The organism is Acrocarpospora pleiomorpha (assembly GCF_009687885.1).
In the GTDB taxonomy this organism is placed as follows: Bacteria; Actinomycetota; Actinomycetes; order Streptosporangiales; family Streptosporangiaceae; genus Acrocarpospora; species Acrocarpospora pleiomorpha.
Genome location: NZ_BLAF01000013.1, coordinates 207,425 through 219,623, shown reverse-complemented (window position 1 = coordinate 219,623; position 12,199 = coordinate 207,425). Strand labels below are relative to the sequence as shown.

Genomic DNA, 12,199 nt, shown 5'->3' with positions numbered 1-12,199 from the left:
CAGCCTCCCTAGTGAAGGCTGCGGATGGAAAAGGTTTTCGTAACCGCGCGTCAAGGCCTACAGGTCAGGAGTAGGCCTTGACTTCCAGCAGGCCGACCGAGCCGGCGCCGCTCTGCAGCGCCACCCGCAGCCGGGTCGTGCTGACCGCCGGGAACGTCACCCGGTTGTACGCGTTGAGCGCCACCGGATAGCTGCCCGGGATATCCACATACGCGGTCCCGTTCCAGTACTGAAGCTTCCACGAGGCCGGCACCCGGACGCCGCCGCCGTCATCGAAGAAGTACACCTCCGCGGAACTGACCTGCTGCGCCGCGGGCCAGGTGAGCTGGGCCCACTGCGCGCCGGTTTGCGGCCAGGTGCCCCAGCGCGGATTGGCCGTGTCGTTGGACAGCGCCGGATCGACGCCGTCGTTCACCGCGGCCACGCTTTCCCACGGCGAGGTGTACGACGCCGACGCCGTCGCGGTCCCGGCCAGGTTGACCGGGGTGGTCCCGCCGCCGGACACGGTGAGCTGGAAGGACCGGGTGACCGGAGCGCTCTGCCGGTCGTAGTCCCGCAGCTGCACGGTGAAGCTCGAGGTGCCCGCGGTGGTGGGCGTGCCGCTGATCGTGCCGGTGAACCGGTCCAGGCTCAGCCCGGCCGGCAGCGCGCCGCCGACGACCTGCCAGTCGTAGAACGGCACCCCACCTTGAGCGGCGAGCGTCTGCTGATAGGCGCTGCCCCGGGTGGCCTGCGGCACCGTCGTGGTGAGGATGGCCGGCGCGAGGAACGGGGTGAGGTTGCGGTTGATCTTCCAGCCCGCGTTCTCCGCCACCAGCAGGGCAAGCTTGGTCAGCATCCACCTCCGGGTCGGGAACAGATGCGTCCAGCCGCCGCTCTGCCCGCTCAGCCGGTCCCAATAACGCTGGTCACCGGGGATGTGGTAGCTGCTGTCCAGCGGCACGGGGTAGCCCTGGTAGGCGACCACGTCCGGGTCGTTCCCGCCGCCGGCCACGTAGGAGCGCATGCCCGCCCAGTCGCTGTGGAAGGCGACGGCGTGGCCGTACTCGTGCATGACCAGGCCGTGCACGTCCAGGACCGGGCCCTGGATGTTGGTGCGATACCAGTCCTCGTCGGCCAGCGAGGTGAAGAGCTGCTTGCCGGCCTCGTCGTACTCGAAGATCATCGCGGTGGAGCGGTGCAGCGGGCCGGGGACCTGCGTGCCGTTCCTGGTGTGATAGCGGCCGTTGTTCGCCGGGTAGCCGGTCGAGTACGGGGTCTGGATGCCGCGGAAGTACACGTACATGCCGGTGAAGGCCGCGTTGTTGGTGACGTTGATGGTGTTCTGCCAGTCGTTGCCCGGCAGGTGGTTGTTGTCCGCCCCGGCGGCCACCGTGTCGAACGGCTGCAGGTCGAAGAAGCGGAACCAGTCCCGGACGGCCTCCTCCGCCGCGGTCCGGAAGGCGGCGTTGCCGAAGTACCCGGTGATCGTGTCGAAGCGGTAGTCGAAATTGATCGGGATCGTGGGCTGGATCGCGGTCTTCTCGTCCTGCTGCACCCGGATCGGCATCGACTGCTGGTACGTCGTGCCGCTCCCGTCCCTGATGTTCAGCCGCAGCGTGTAACTTTCATCGGCGCCGGGGCCGCGCTTGGAGTGGATCGCCAGCCGGAAGATCTTCTGCTCGGACGCGTTCGCGAACGTGAGCGTCTTGATCGCGCCGGTGGCGGTGAGCTGGCTGGGCAGGTCCATCATCAGGCGCGAGGTGCCCTCGGCCCGGAGCTCGATGGAGACCGGGAACGGCACGTCAGCCGGGGGGCGGACGGTCAGCTCGACGTACGGGTTGGCGAGGTAGCCCTGCCAGTCCACCAGCTTGACGCCGTAGCTGTTGACGTTGCGGCCGAACAGGTCGATGACCTGCGCGGTTGGTGCGCTGTGGGCGGGGGGAACCCCCACGAGTAAGGCGGCGAGCATGGTCGCCACCACGGTGAGCCGTCTCATGGCCTGAGACCCTTTCCGTCGCGGAATAGGTTTTCAGGCGCGGACGGTAAAGTGTCACACCGTACCGGTCAAGCTCGACTCCCGGATGACCAGACGGCAGGGCATGCGGTGCACGCCGGGCGTGGCCTTCCCGTCGATGGCGGCGAACAGGTGCTGGGCGGCTGTGCGGCCGAGGCGCTCCAGGTTCATGTCGATCGTGGTCAGCGGCGGGCGCGTCTCCGCGGAGAGCACTTCCCAGTTGTCGTAGCCGACCACGGCGATGTCGTCCGGGATCCGGTGCCCGCGCTCCCGCGCCGCCTCGATGAACCCGGCCGCGATCTGGTCGCTGCCGCACATCACCGCGTCGACCTCGTGCTTCAACACGATCTCGGCCGCCTGCCGGCCCCAGCGCTGCGACCACACCCCGAACAGCGGCTGCCCGCCGACGAGCTCGAGCCCGGCCTCGGCCAGCGCGGCCTGGGTGCCCTCGGCCCGGTCCTGCGCCGCCCGGTAGTGGGTGGGCCCGGTCACGTGCGCGATCCGCCGCCGACCCAGCGTCACCAGGTGCTGCACGGCCAGCTTCGCCCCCTCCACGTCGTCGGGCACGAACGAGACGTCGTCGGGATCGTCCGAAGGCGCGTACGCGTAGACCACCGGAAGCGGCAGGTTCCGGCTGATCGACGGGCGCGGGTCGGTACTCTCGCCCACCACGATCAGACCGTCCACCCGCCGGGCCAGCAGCGTGCGCAGGTGATGCTGCTCGCGGATCGAGTCGCCGCGCGCGTCGCAGAGCATCACCGACATCTCCCCGGCCCCGAACGCGTCCTCGGCGCCGAGCAGCACCGGGATGCCGAAACGGCCCACGCTGTCGCTCGTGAGCAGCCCGACCGTCCGGGTCTGCCCGGAGATCAAGCTCCTGGCCAGCGCGTTCGGCTGGAACGACAGCTCCTCCGCGGCTACCAGCACGCGCCGCCTGGTCTCGTCCCGCACCTGCCCGCGTCCGTTGAGCGCCTTGGACGCCGTCGCGATCGAGACGCCAGCGAGGGCGGCGACGTCGTTGATCGTGGCCGCTCGTGGTCGGGGAGGAGTCATCAGCGAAAGCCTTTTCTGTTGGTATGGGATCGTTATCCTAGCCCGATTTCGCAGACCATAACCCCAGTTGGGCCTTGCGGGCAAGCCGGACACCCCTTGACACTGTCTCATGTTGCGTTTACGTTTCCGAAAACCTTTTCAGTGTGCTTCGGGGGATGCAGAGGAGAGAACTATGGATATGCCTCGACGCCTCGGCGCGCTGCTCGCCGCCGCGCTGCTGGCCACCGCGTGCGGTGGTGGCGGCGGTGCCGAGAGTCCACCGGCGGCCAATCAGAGTCAGGCCCCGGTGACGATCAAGGTGTGGACCCGGGCTGCTACCGAGTCCCACACGAAGGCCCTGGCCGACGCGTACAACGCGTCGCACACCAACAAGGTCGAGGTGACGGCGTACCCGAACGAGGAGTACCCCGCCAAGATCGCGACCGCGGCGGGCGGCAAGAACCTGCCTGACCTGTTCGCCTCCGACGTCGTGTTCGCCCCCAACTACGTCTCGCAGGGCCTGTGGATCGACGTCACCGAGCGGTTCGGCGCGCTGCCGTTCAAGGACAAGGTCGCCCCCGCGCACATCAAGGAAGCCACCGTGGACGGGAAGATCTACGCGGTCCCGCACACGGTTGACACCTCCGTGCTGTTCCTGAACAAGGCCCTGTACACGAAGGCGGGCCTCGACCCGGAGAAGCCGCCGACCTCGCTGAAGGAGATGGCCGAGCAGGCCACCACCATCCGGGAGAAGGTGGGCGGCGACACCTACGGCACCTACTTCGGCGGCAACTGCGGCGGGTGCACGTTGTTCACGTTCTGGCCGTCGGTGTGGGCCGGGGGCGGCGACGTGATGAACCCCGAAGGAACCCAGTCCACCGTCGACGCGGGTCCGATGGGGGCGGTGTTCGACGTGTACCGCAAGCTGTTCGAGGACGGCGTGGCCGCGCCGGGCTCCAAGGAGGAGAACGGCACCACCTGGCTGGGCGCGCTCCAGGCGGGCAACATCGGCGTCGCCCCTGGTCCCTCCGCGTGGCTCGGGCTGCTGGAGGAGAAGGGCATCGACGTCGGCGTCGCGCCCATCCCCGGCGTCGACGGCGGCACCTCCACGTTCGTCGGCGGTGACGTGATCGGCATCAGCGCGACCACGACGCAGGCCGACGCGGCGTGGGAATTCCTGGCCTTCACCCTCTCCGACCAGGTGCAGAGCGACCTGCAGACCAAGAGCAGGACCACGGTCGCCCGTACCGACCTGACCGCGAGTGACCCCCGGGTGCAGACCATGAACGAAGTGATGGCGGTGGGGAAGACGCCGTACGCGCTGAAGTTCAACGAGTCCTACAACGACTCGCAGAGCCCGTGGCTGAAGACCCTCCGGGACGCGCTGTTCGGCACGGATCCGGCGGCGGCGCTGAAGGCGGGCGCGGCGACGATCACGGCTTCACTCAACCAGCAGTAGCGGACTCGCCGGCGCTCCGGGATTCTCCGGGGCGCCGGCAGGAGAACGAATGACCAACCTTCTCGAACGCGTCCGGCCTGCCCAGGCCACGCACGCCCGTTCCCGGCGCCGCCGCTCACCCGGCCTGGCCGGGCTCGCCTACGCGGCCCCGGCAACGGTGATCGTCGCCCTGTTCTTCCTGCTCCCGCTCGGGCTGGTCGTGTGGATGTCGCTGAACAAGTGGCCCCTGCTCGGGCCGCCCTCGTTCAACGCGCCTGCCAACTACGCTCAGGTCGCCGACAACGCGCTCGTTCTGGACGCGGTGGTCTTCACCCTGAAATACACGGCCGTCGTCACCGTCCTGCTGTTCGCCATCTCGTTCGGGCTGGCGCTGCTGATCCAGAACCGCCGTCCCGGCGTCGGGTTCTTCCGTGGCGCGTTCTTCCTGCCCGCCGCGGTCGGCTGGGCGACGGCGACGCTGCTGTTCTTCGGCCTGCTCAGCGACCAGATCGGCCCGCTCAACGACATCCTCGAATGGGTCGGCCTGATCGACGCGCCCGTGTCGTGGACGGCCGGGGATCCGGGGGTCGCCTTCGGCTCCACGGTCACCCTGGTCATCTGGCGGTGGGCCGGCTTCAACATGCTGATCCTGCTCACCGGGCTCCAGGCCATCCCCACCGAGCTCTATGAAGCGGCCCGGGTGGACGGCGCGTCCGCCGGCCACGCGTTCCGCCGGATCACGCTGCCGCTGATGCGGCCCACCATCGCGCTGGTGCTCTGCCTGATGATTACCGGTTCGCTGCTCGGCTTCGAGCAGTTCTACATCCTCACCCGCGGCGGCCCCGGCAGCAGCACCACGTCGGTGGTGATGGTCATCGTCCGGGAGGCCTTCATCCGCTTCAACCTGGGCTCGGCGGCGGCCATGTCGGTGCTCGTCCTCGCGGCGCTGGTGCTGCTGAACGCGCTCCAGCTCGCCTTCATCCGGCGGAAGACGTCATGAAACGACCCACGTACTACGTCAGCATGGTCATCATTTCGCTGTTCTTCGTCTATCCGATCGTGTGGAGCGGCTGGTCGTCCATCCGCCTCGGGGACGCCTTCAGCCTGGACAGTTACCGCAAGCTCGCCAACTATGGCGAAGGCATCGGGACCTACCTCACCAACACCGTCATCCTGGTCCTGCTCACCGTGGGCGGCACGCTCATCGTCGCCACCTTCGCCGGGTACGCCTTCGCCCGCTTCCGCTTCCCCGGCCGGGGGCTGCTGTTCGTGCTGATCCTGGCCATCCTGATGGTCCCCTACCCGACCATCCTCATCCCGCTGTACGTGATGCTCGGCTGGTTCGGGCTCCAGGACTCGCTGATCGGCCTGGCGCTCGTCATGATCATGTTCCAGCTGCCGTTCGCCGTCTTCATGATGCGCAACGCCTTCGAATCGGTGCCCCGCACCCTCGACGAAGCCGCCATGATCGACGGCTGCGGCAGTTTCCGCGCGCTGACCAGGGTCCTGCTGCCCGCCGTCGTGCCCGGCCTGGTGACCGTCGGCCTGTTCGCGTTCCTGGCCTCGTGGAACGACTACGTGGCCCCGCTCATCCTGATCAGTTCCAATGATCGGTTCACCCTGCCGGTCGCCGTGGTGAACATGCGCCTGCACGATTTCGGCGCCGTCGACTATCCCACCATGCAGGCCGGCGTGGTGTTCATGGCCTTACCCTGCCTGGCCATCTTCCTCCTCCTCCAGCGCTACTACGTGCGCGGATTCATGTCGGGAGCTTTGCGTGGTTAACCCAGTCGTTCCATCCAATGGCGTGCTCACCCCCCTCGGCCTCGACGCTGTACGGCTGTCGCCCGGCTTCTGGGGGCACCTGCGCGAACTCAACCAAGAAGTGATCATCGGCCACTGCCAGGACTGGATGGAGAAGCTCGGCTGGATCGGCAACTTTCGCGGCGAGCCCGCGCGCGGGCGCGAATTCGCCGACTCCGAGGTGTACAAGCTGCTCGAAGGCATGGCGTGGGCGCGCGATCCGCGTTTCGACGAGCTGGCCGAGACGGTGGTGTCGGCGCAGGAGCCCGATGGCTATCTCAACACGCGGTGGAGCGGGGATCGGTATCGGGATTTCGAGTGGGGGCACGAGCTTTACTGCTATGGCCACATGATCCAGGCCGGGGTGGCGCGGTGGCGCACGTCGGGGGAGCATCCGTTCACCGATGCGGTCCGGCGCGTGGCCGATCATGTGTGCCGGCGCTTTATGGACAGTGCCGAGGTGTGCGGGCATCCCGTGATTGAGATGGCGCTGGTCGAGCTTTATCGGGTGACCGGGACCGAACGTTATCTGGAAATGGCCCGGCGTTTCGTCGAGCGACGGGGTGGGCCCGCGCTGGCGGAGGTGGAGTTCGGGCGGGCTTACTTCCAGGACGATGTGCCGGTTCGTGAGGCGGAGGTGTTTCGCGGGCATGCCGTCCGGGCGATGTATCTGGCCTGCGGGACGGTGGATGTGGCCGTGGAGACGGGGGACAGCGAATTGCTGGCCGCTGTCGAAGCGCAGTGGGAGAGGACGATCGCCCGGCGTACGCATCTGACCGGCGGGATGGGGTCGCGGCATTCCGGGGAGTCGTTCGGGGATGATTTCGAGTTGCCGCCGGATCGGGCGTATTCGGAGACGTGCGCGGCGGTCGGGTCGGTGATGTTGTCCCATCGGCTGTTGCTGGCGACCGGGCGGCGGCGGTATGCGGAGCAGGCGCAACGCACGTTGTACAACGTGATCGCGGCGTCGCCCGCTTCGGATGGGAGGTCGTTCTTCTATACGAATCCGTTGCAGGTTCGGGTGCCGGGGCAGGCGTCGGACGGGGTGAACCCGCGGGCCGAGGGGGCGCTGCGTGCGCCGTGGTTCGCGGTGTCGTGTTGCCCGAACAACCTGGCGCGGACGTTCGCGTCGTTGCCGGCGTACCTGGCGACGGGGACGTCCGAGGGGATCCAGATCCATCATCCGACCCCGAGCGAAATTTCCCATGATGGGCTGAAATTGCGGGTCGAAACCGGATATCCGTGGGAGGGCGGGGTCGCGGTGCATGTGGTGTCCGCGCCCGCCGAGCCTCGGCGGATCAGCGTGGGCGAGCACGCGGACCTGCGGGTCTGGGCTCCTGGGGATGTGTTCGCCGTTGATTTCGATGTCCAGCCTCGGTGGGTTCAGCCGGATCCGCGGGTGGACGCGGTGCGCGGGTGCGTGGCGGTCGAACGCGGCCCGCTCGTGTACTGCGCGGAGTCGCCGGAGGGCGGGCCTTCCCTGGAACTCCTCCAGGTCGATGCCGACGTGGCCCCTCAGGAAGACGTCGTGGACGGCGTTGTGGAGCTCGACGTGCGGGCCGCGACCCTCGGGGAGGCCGAGGAGTCGACGTTGCGGCTGGTGCCGTACCACCGGTGGGGGAATCGCGGTCCGGCCACTATGCGGGTGTGGATGCCGGGCAAGTGATGGTTACGGGTGGTCGCCGACGAGGTTGTTGATCCAGGAGAGGTGGTCCTGGATGTCGGCGCGCCTGCGGTCGGCCTGCTGGCGGCGGACCTCCAGGTCGCGGGCGTGCTCCTGCTCGGTCACCATGAGGATCTCCGCGGCCCGGCGCAGCCGTTCGCGCAGTTCGAGTTCCAGGTCGCGAGCGCGGGCCTCGGCCTCGGCGATGATCGCCTCAGCCTGCCGCTGGGCTGCGGCGATCACTTCGGCCCCGCCCTGCCAGGTGGGGGCGAGCGCCGTGCTGCACAGGCCGCAGCGCGCCTTCAGCTGCTCGTAATCCCGGTGCAGGCGGTTGAGACTGAGCTCCACCTCGCCCAGGAACAGGTCGACCTCCGCGAGGTCGTAACCCTCCCGGAGCCGGCTGGTGGAGAAGACCCGGTTGCGGACGTCCTCCGCGGTCAGCACGCGGTCGTATCCCTCGCCCATGAGGGGTCTCCTTTCGGGAAGCGCCCTATGACAGTTTCGCCAGCAGGCGGGCGCGTTGCCGTTCGTTCAGGTCGCCGACCGTGTGGTCGGGCGTGATGCCGTTGACGTGCAACAAGTCGGCGATGTGGTCGTGGTGGTAGCCGGGGTGGCCGTCCAGCAGCCACGCCACCCGGGTCCGCAGGGTCAGCCGATCGGTCCGCGCGAACACCTGCGCCAGGCTCAGCGCGCCCGACGCGAAAGCGGCACGCAGCTGCCTTCTATCGCGAAGTGGAAACGGCGTGGGGGAGGGCCGGAGCGGGGTCGGCACGGTTCTGGGCCGGGCCATGACACGTCCGAGCACCTGTTTCTCGGCCAGGTTCGGCTGCCCGGGAATCCACTGCAACGCGCTGATCGCCAGTGCCACCGTGGCGGCCACCCCGGCGGCGGTCAGCACATGCCGCCTCGGCACCCGGCGGTCCTCGTGCCTGCTCGCCGCGAGCCGAACGCCGAGTATGGCCGTACGCAACAGGATTCCGGTCGCCACCGCGAGCAGGATCGGCACGACCTGGCCGGGCACGGGACTGAGCGTGCCGATCACCATCCCCACCACCGGGCTGACACACGCCACCGCCAGCAGCGGCGCCAGGCGCTGCCCCGCCATGTCCAGCAGAGCGACCATGGCCAGGCCCTCGCTGGCCGAATGCACCACCAGCGCGATCACGACGACGGCGGAGGCGCTCAACGCCAGGGTGGCTCCCTCGATCGCGCGGTGCACGGTGAGCGCGGCGGCCGTGCCGAGGCCGCCGAACAGGGCGGCTCCGGCCCACTCCCGCACCCGCCGATGCAGGCCGGGCGCGTGCCGGGCGCCGGGTCCTGACACCTGCGCGTGTTCCTTCCGGGTGAAGTAGGTGACCACCACGAAGCCCACGGCGATCGAAACGCCCATCGCCCACAGCGGCACGCCCTTCTCGACCGACTCCCGCCAGGCGTCGGGCAGCAGGTCGATCAAGGCGGTGACCAGCATCAGCGCCGAGGCTATGGCCAGCCAGACGGTGACCCGGCGAGAATGCCGCCTGGCCATCCACGCGCCCCCGAGGGTGGACAGCGAGACCAGCGCGACGGCCACCCACGCCACCCCGCTCGAAGATCCTGCCTCCACCTGCGCTCCCCCTTTGCCCAAACCACCTGCGACGATTACTGAGAGTAGATTACCAGCCACTATCTGTTTACACCTCCTGGCGGGTGTCTTGACCGTCCGCTTTGAGGGCGAGGCCGTAGTCATGCCAGACTCGGTTTGCCGAGGCCGGAGTATTCCGACATCCTCGGTAGGAAATTCCCCCGCGCGTCCCCGGAGGCCACCTTGCCCCGTTCCGCACTGCTCCTGGCCGCCGGTGTCCTCGCCCTGGCGTCGGTCGCCTGCGCGCCCGAGAACCAGCCGTCCACCGCCACCGCCACCGCCACGGCCGCCGCGCCCGCCAGTTCGTCGGCCCCCTGTGCGAAGGATCAGCTCAAGCTCATCACCCCGGGCAAGCTCACCATCGGGACCGACAAGCCCGCGTACGAGCCGTGGTTCAAGGACGACGACCCCGCCAACGGGCAGGGCTTCGAGGGCGCGGTCGCCGCGGCCGTCGCCACCACGCTCGGCTTCACCCCCGCCGAGGTCGCGTGGGAGGTCGTGCCGTTCGACTCCTCGTTCGCGCCCGGGCCGAAGAAGTTCGACTTCGACATCAACCAGGTCTCGATCACCCCCGAGCGGGCCAAGGCCGTCGACTTCAGCGATGGGTACTACGCGGTCAAGCAGGCCGTCGTCGCCCTGGACGGGGGCTCGGTCGCGGGGGCCACCTCGCTGGCCGCGCTCAAGGGCGCCAAGATCGGCGTGCAGGTGGGGACGACGGCGCTGCAGGCCGTACAGGACGTGATCAAGCCGGACGCCGAGCCGAGCGTTTTCAACCAGCAGATCGACGTGGTCACCGCGCTGAAGAACAAGCAGATCGACGCCATCGTGCTCGACCTGCCCACCGCCTTCTACGTCACCGCCGCCCAGATCGAAGGCTCCAAGATCGTCGGCCAGTTCGCCGCCACCTCCGGCGCTCCCGAGGAGTTCGGCCTGCTCTTCGAGAAGGGCAACCCGCTCGTCGGCTGCGTCAACCAGGCGCTCGGCACGCTGAAGTCCTCCGGTGAGCTCGCCAAGATCGAAGGCCAGTGGCTGACCTCCACGGCGGGCGCCCCCGAACTCTCGTGAGCACCGACTGGGTCAAGAGCGACCGCCAGCTGGCGCGCGAGGCGCTGCTGCGCGCCCGCGGCCGGCGGTCGCTCTCCGCCGCCACCATCTCCACGATCGTCGTGGTCATGGTGGTGGTCGTCCTGATCACCGCCGCGCCCGGGTGGCCGCGTGTCCAGGACAAGTTCTTCAACTGGGACGCTCTCGTCACCGCGCTCCCCGACGTGCTGCGCGGCTTCCTGCTCAACGTCATGCTCTTCATGATCGCCGAGCCGATCATTCTCATTCTCGGCCTGGGCGTCGCCCTCGTCCGCGGCCTGCGCGCCCCCGTGTTCTTCCCGCTCCGCGCGCTGGCCGTGCTCTACACCGACATCTTCCGCGGCATCCCCGTCATCCTGCTCATCTACCTGGTCGGCTTCGGCATTCCCGCCCTGGAACTCCAGGGCACGCCCGGCGACCCGGTCACCCTGGGCATCATCGCTCTGGTCCTCTCCTATACCTCGTTCGTGGCCGAGATCTTCCGCGCCGGCATCGACTCCATCCACCCCAGCCAGCGCGCCGCCGCCCGCTCCCTCGGCCTCTCCCACGCCCAGACCATGCGGCACGTCGTTGTCCCCCAGGCCATCCGCCGCGTGGTCCCGCCGCTGCTCAACGACTTCGCCTCGCTCCAGAAGGACACCTCCCTGGTGGCCTTCCTGGGGCCGCTCGAAGCCCTCCGGCAGGTCCAGATCCACGTCGGCAAGACCTTCAACTACACGCCGTACCTGGCGGCCGCGCTGCTGTTCGTCGCGCTGACCGTCCCGCTGGCCCGGTTCACCGACCACCTCGCCGCCCGCGCGGCCCGGCAGCGCGGAGGCGGCTGATGGCCCTGCTCACCATCGACGGCGTCTGGAAGCGCTACCGGCACCACAACGTGCTGCGCGGCGTCGACCTCACCGTCGACCCGCACGAGGTCGTCTGCCTGATCGGCGCCTCCGGCTCCGGCAAATCCACCCTGCTCCGCTGCGTCAACCTGCTCGAAACCGTCGACGACGGCGCCATCTACCTCGACGACCAGGAGATCACCGACGTCCGCGCCAACCCCGACCAGATCCGCCAGCGCATCGGCATCGTCTTCCAGGCCTACAACCTGTTCCCGCACATGACCGTCCTGGACAACATCACCCTCGCCCCCCGCAAGGTCCACGGCGTGCCCCGCACCCAGGCCGAAGCCCAGGCCCGTGACCTGCTCGCCCGCTTCGGCCTGGCCGACAAGGCCGGCACCTACCCCGACCGCCTCTCCGGCGGCCAGCAACAGCGCGTCGCCATCATCCGGGCCCTGGCCACCCACCCCCGCCTGCTCCTGCTGGACGAGGTCACCTCGGCCCTGGACCCCACCCTCGTCAACGAGGTCCTCGGCATCATCCGCGAACTCAAACAGTCCGGCATGACCATGATCCTCGCCACCCACGAGATGTCCTTCGCCCGCGACATCGCCGACACCATCTGCTTCCTCGACCAGGGCACCCTCCTCGAACACGGCCCCCCAGCCCAGATCTTCGACGCCCCCCAAAACCCCAGAACCCGCGAATTCCTGTACGGCTGACGCCACCGTCCGCGATC

At 68.7% G+C, this 12,199-nt stretch carries 10 protein-coding genes and 1 pseudogene; 7 read left to right on the top strand and 4 right to left on the bottom strand.

Annotated features, from left to right (window positions below):
- Positions 1–64: 64 nt before the first annotated feature.
- Together Aple_RS13330 and Aple_RS13325 are read right to left on the bottom strand one after the other, a co-directional pair.
- Complete coding sequence (locus Aple_RS13330; protein WP_155344858.1) at positions 65–1,978, bottom strand: putative Ig domain-containing protein; 1,914 nt, start codon at positions 1,976–1,978, stop codon at positions 65–67.
- A gap of 54 nt (positions 1,979–2,032) precedes the next feature.
- Positions 2,033–3,049: a LacI family DNA-binding transcriptional regulator gene (locus Aple_RS13325; RefSeq protein WP_155344857.1), complete on the bottom strand. Its 1,017-nt coding sequence runs from the start codon at positions 3,047–3,049 to the stop codon at positions 2,033–2,035.
- Between the two features lie 172 nt (positions 3,050–3,221).
- Here Aple_RS13325 and Aple_RS13320 point away from each other — a divergent pair, with 172 nt between their 5' ends.
- From Aple_RS13320 to Aple_RS13305, 4 genes are read left to right on the top strand one after another with little or no spacing between them, the layout of a single operon-like run.
- Positions 3,222–4,487 carry an ABC transporter substrate-binding protein gene (locus Aple_RS13320; RefSeq protein ID WP_155344856.1) on the top strand — a complete coding sequence of 422 codons (1,266 nt, stop codon included), beginning with the start codon at positions 3,222–3,224 and terminating at the stop codon, positions 4,485–4,487.
- Between the two features lie 49 nt (positions 4,488–4,536).
- Positions 4,537–5,466, top strand: coding sequence for a carbohydrate ABC transporter permease (locus tag Aple_RS13315; protein ID WP_155344855.1), 930 nt, complete (start codon positions 4,537–4,539; stop codon positions 5,464–5,466).
- Positions 5,463–6,251: a carbohydrate ABC transporter permease gene (locus tag Aple_RS13310; protein WP_155344854.1), complete on the top strand. Its 789-nt coding sequence runs from the start codon at positions 5,463–5,465 to the stop codon at positions 6,249–6,251. Before Aple_RS13315 ends, Aple_RS13310 begins: the two co-directional genes overlap by 4 nt.
- Positions 6,252–6,273: 22 nt before the next feature.
- On the top strand, positions 6,274–7,935 hold the full coding sequence (locus Aple_RS13305; protein WP_246264430.1) for a glycoside hydrolase family 127 protein: 1,662 nt from the start codon (positions 6,274–6,276) through the stop codon (positions 7,933–7,935).
- A 320-nt stretch (positions 7,936–8,255) separates the two neighbouring features.
- Here the strand turns inward: Aple_RS13305 and Aple_RS56620 are convergent.
- Both Aple_RS56620 and Aple_RS13295 read right to left on the bottom strand, forming a co-directional pair.
- Positions 8,256–8,397, bottom strand: a pseudogene (locus Aple_RS56620) (DivIVA domain-containing protein); the annotation flags it as partial.
- Between the two features lie 25 nt (positions 8,398–8,422).
- The gene (locus tag Aple_RS13295; protein WP_155344851.1) at positions 8,423–9,535 is read right to left on the bottom strand and encodes a ZIP family metal transporter; all 1,113 of its coding nucleotides are present in this window, start codon (positions 9,533–9,535) and stop codon (positions 8,423–8,425) included.
- 201 nt (positions 9,536–9,736) lie between these two features.
- On the opposite strand from Aple_RS13295, the gene Aple_RS13290 reads away from it, so the two are divergent.
- The 3 genes from Aple_RS13290 to Aple_RS13280 are packed head-to-tail and all read left to right on the top strand — an operon-like array spanning position 9,737 to position 12,182.
- Positions 9,737–10,618, top strand: coding sequence for an ABC transporter substrate-binding protein (locus tag Aple_RS13290; RefSeq protein ID WP_155344850.1), 882 nt, complete (start codon positions 9,737–9,739; stop codon positions 10,616–10,618).
- On the top strand, positions 10,615–11,460 hold the full coding sequence (locus Aple_RS13285) for an amino acid ABC transporter permease (RefSeq protein WP_155344849.1): 846 nt from the start codon (positions 10,615–10,617) through the stop codon (positions 11,458–11,460). The genes Aple_RS13290 and Aple_RS13285 overlap by 4 nt, the downstream gene beginning before the upstream one ends.
- The gene (locus tag Aple_RS13280; protein WP_155344848.1) at positions 11,460–12,182 is read left to right on the top strand and encodes an amino acid ABC transporter ATP-binding protein; all 723 of its coding nucleotides are present in this window, start codon (positions 11,460–11,462) and stop codon (positions 12,180–12,182) included. Before Aple_RS13285 ends, Aple_RS13280 begins: the two co-directional genes overlap by 1 nt.
- Positions 12,183–12,199: the final 17 nt, after the last annotated feature.

Excerpts from the sequence above, each read along its gene's own strand:
- Aple_RS13330 (WP_155344858.1), bottom strand. The coding sequence starts at position 1,978 with ATGAGACGGCTCACCGTGGTGGCGACCATGCTCGCCGCCTTACTCGTG.
- Aple_RS13325 (WP_155344857.1), bottom strand. The coding sequence starts at position 3,049 with ATGACTCCTCCCCGACCACGAGCGGCCACGATCAACGACGTCGCCGCC.
- Aple_RS13320 (WP_155344856.1), top strand. The coding sequence starts at position 3,222 with ATGGATATGCCTCGACGCCTCGGCGCGCTGCTCGCCGCCGCGCTGCTG.
- Aple_RS13315 (WP_155344855.1), top strand. The coding sequence starts at position 4,537 with ATGACCAACCTTCTCGAACGCGTCCGGCCTGCCCAGGCCACGCACGCC.
- Aple_RS13310 (WP_155344854.1), top strand. The coding sequence starts at position 5,463 with ATGAAACGACCCACGTACTACGTCAGCATGGTCATCATTTCGCTGTTC.
- Aple_RS13280 (WP_155344848.1), top strand. The coding sequence starts at position 11,460 with ATGGCCCTGCTCACCATCGACGGCGTCTGGAAGCGCTACCGGCACCAC.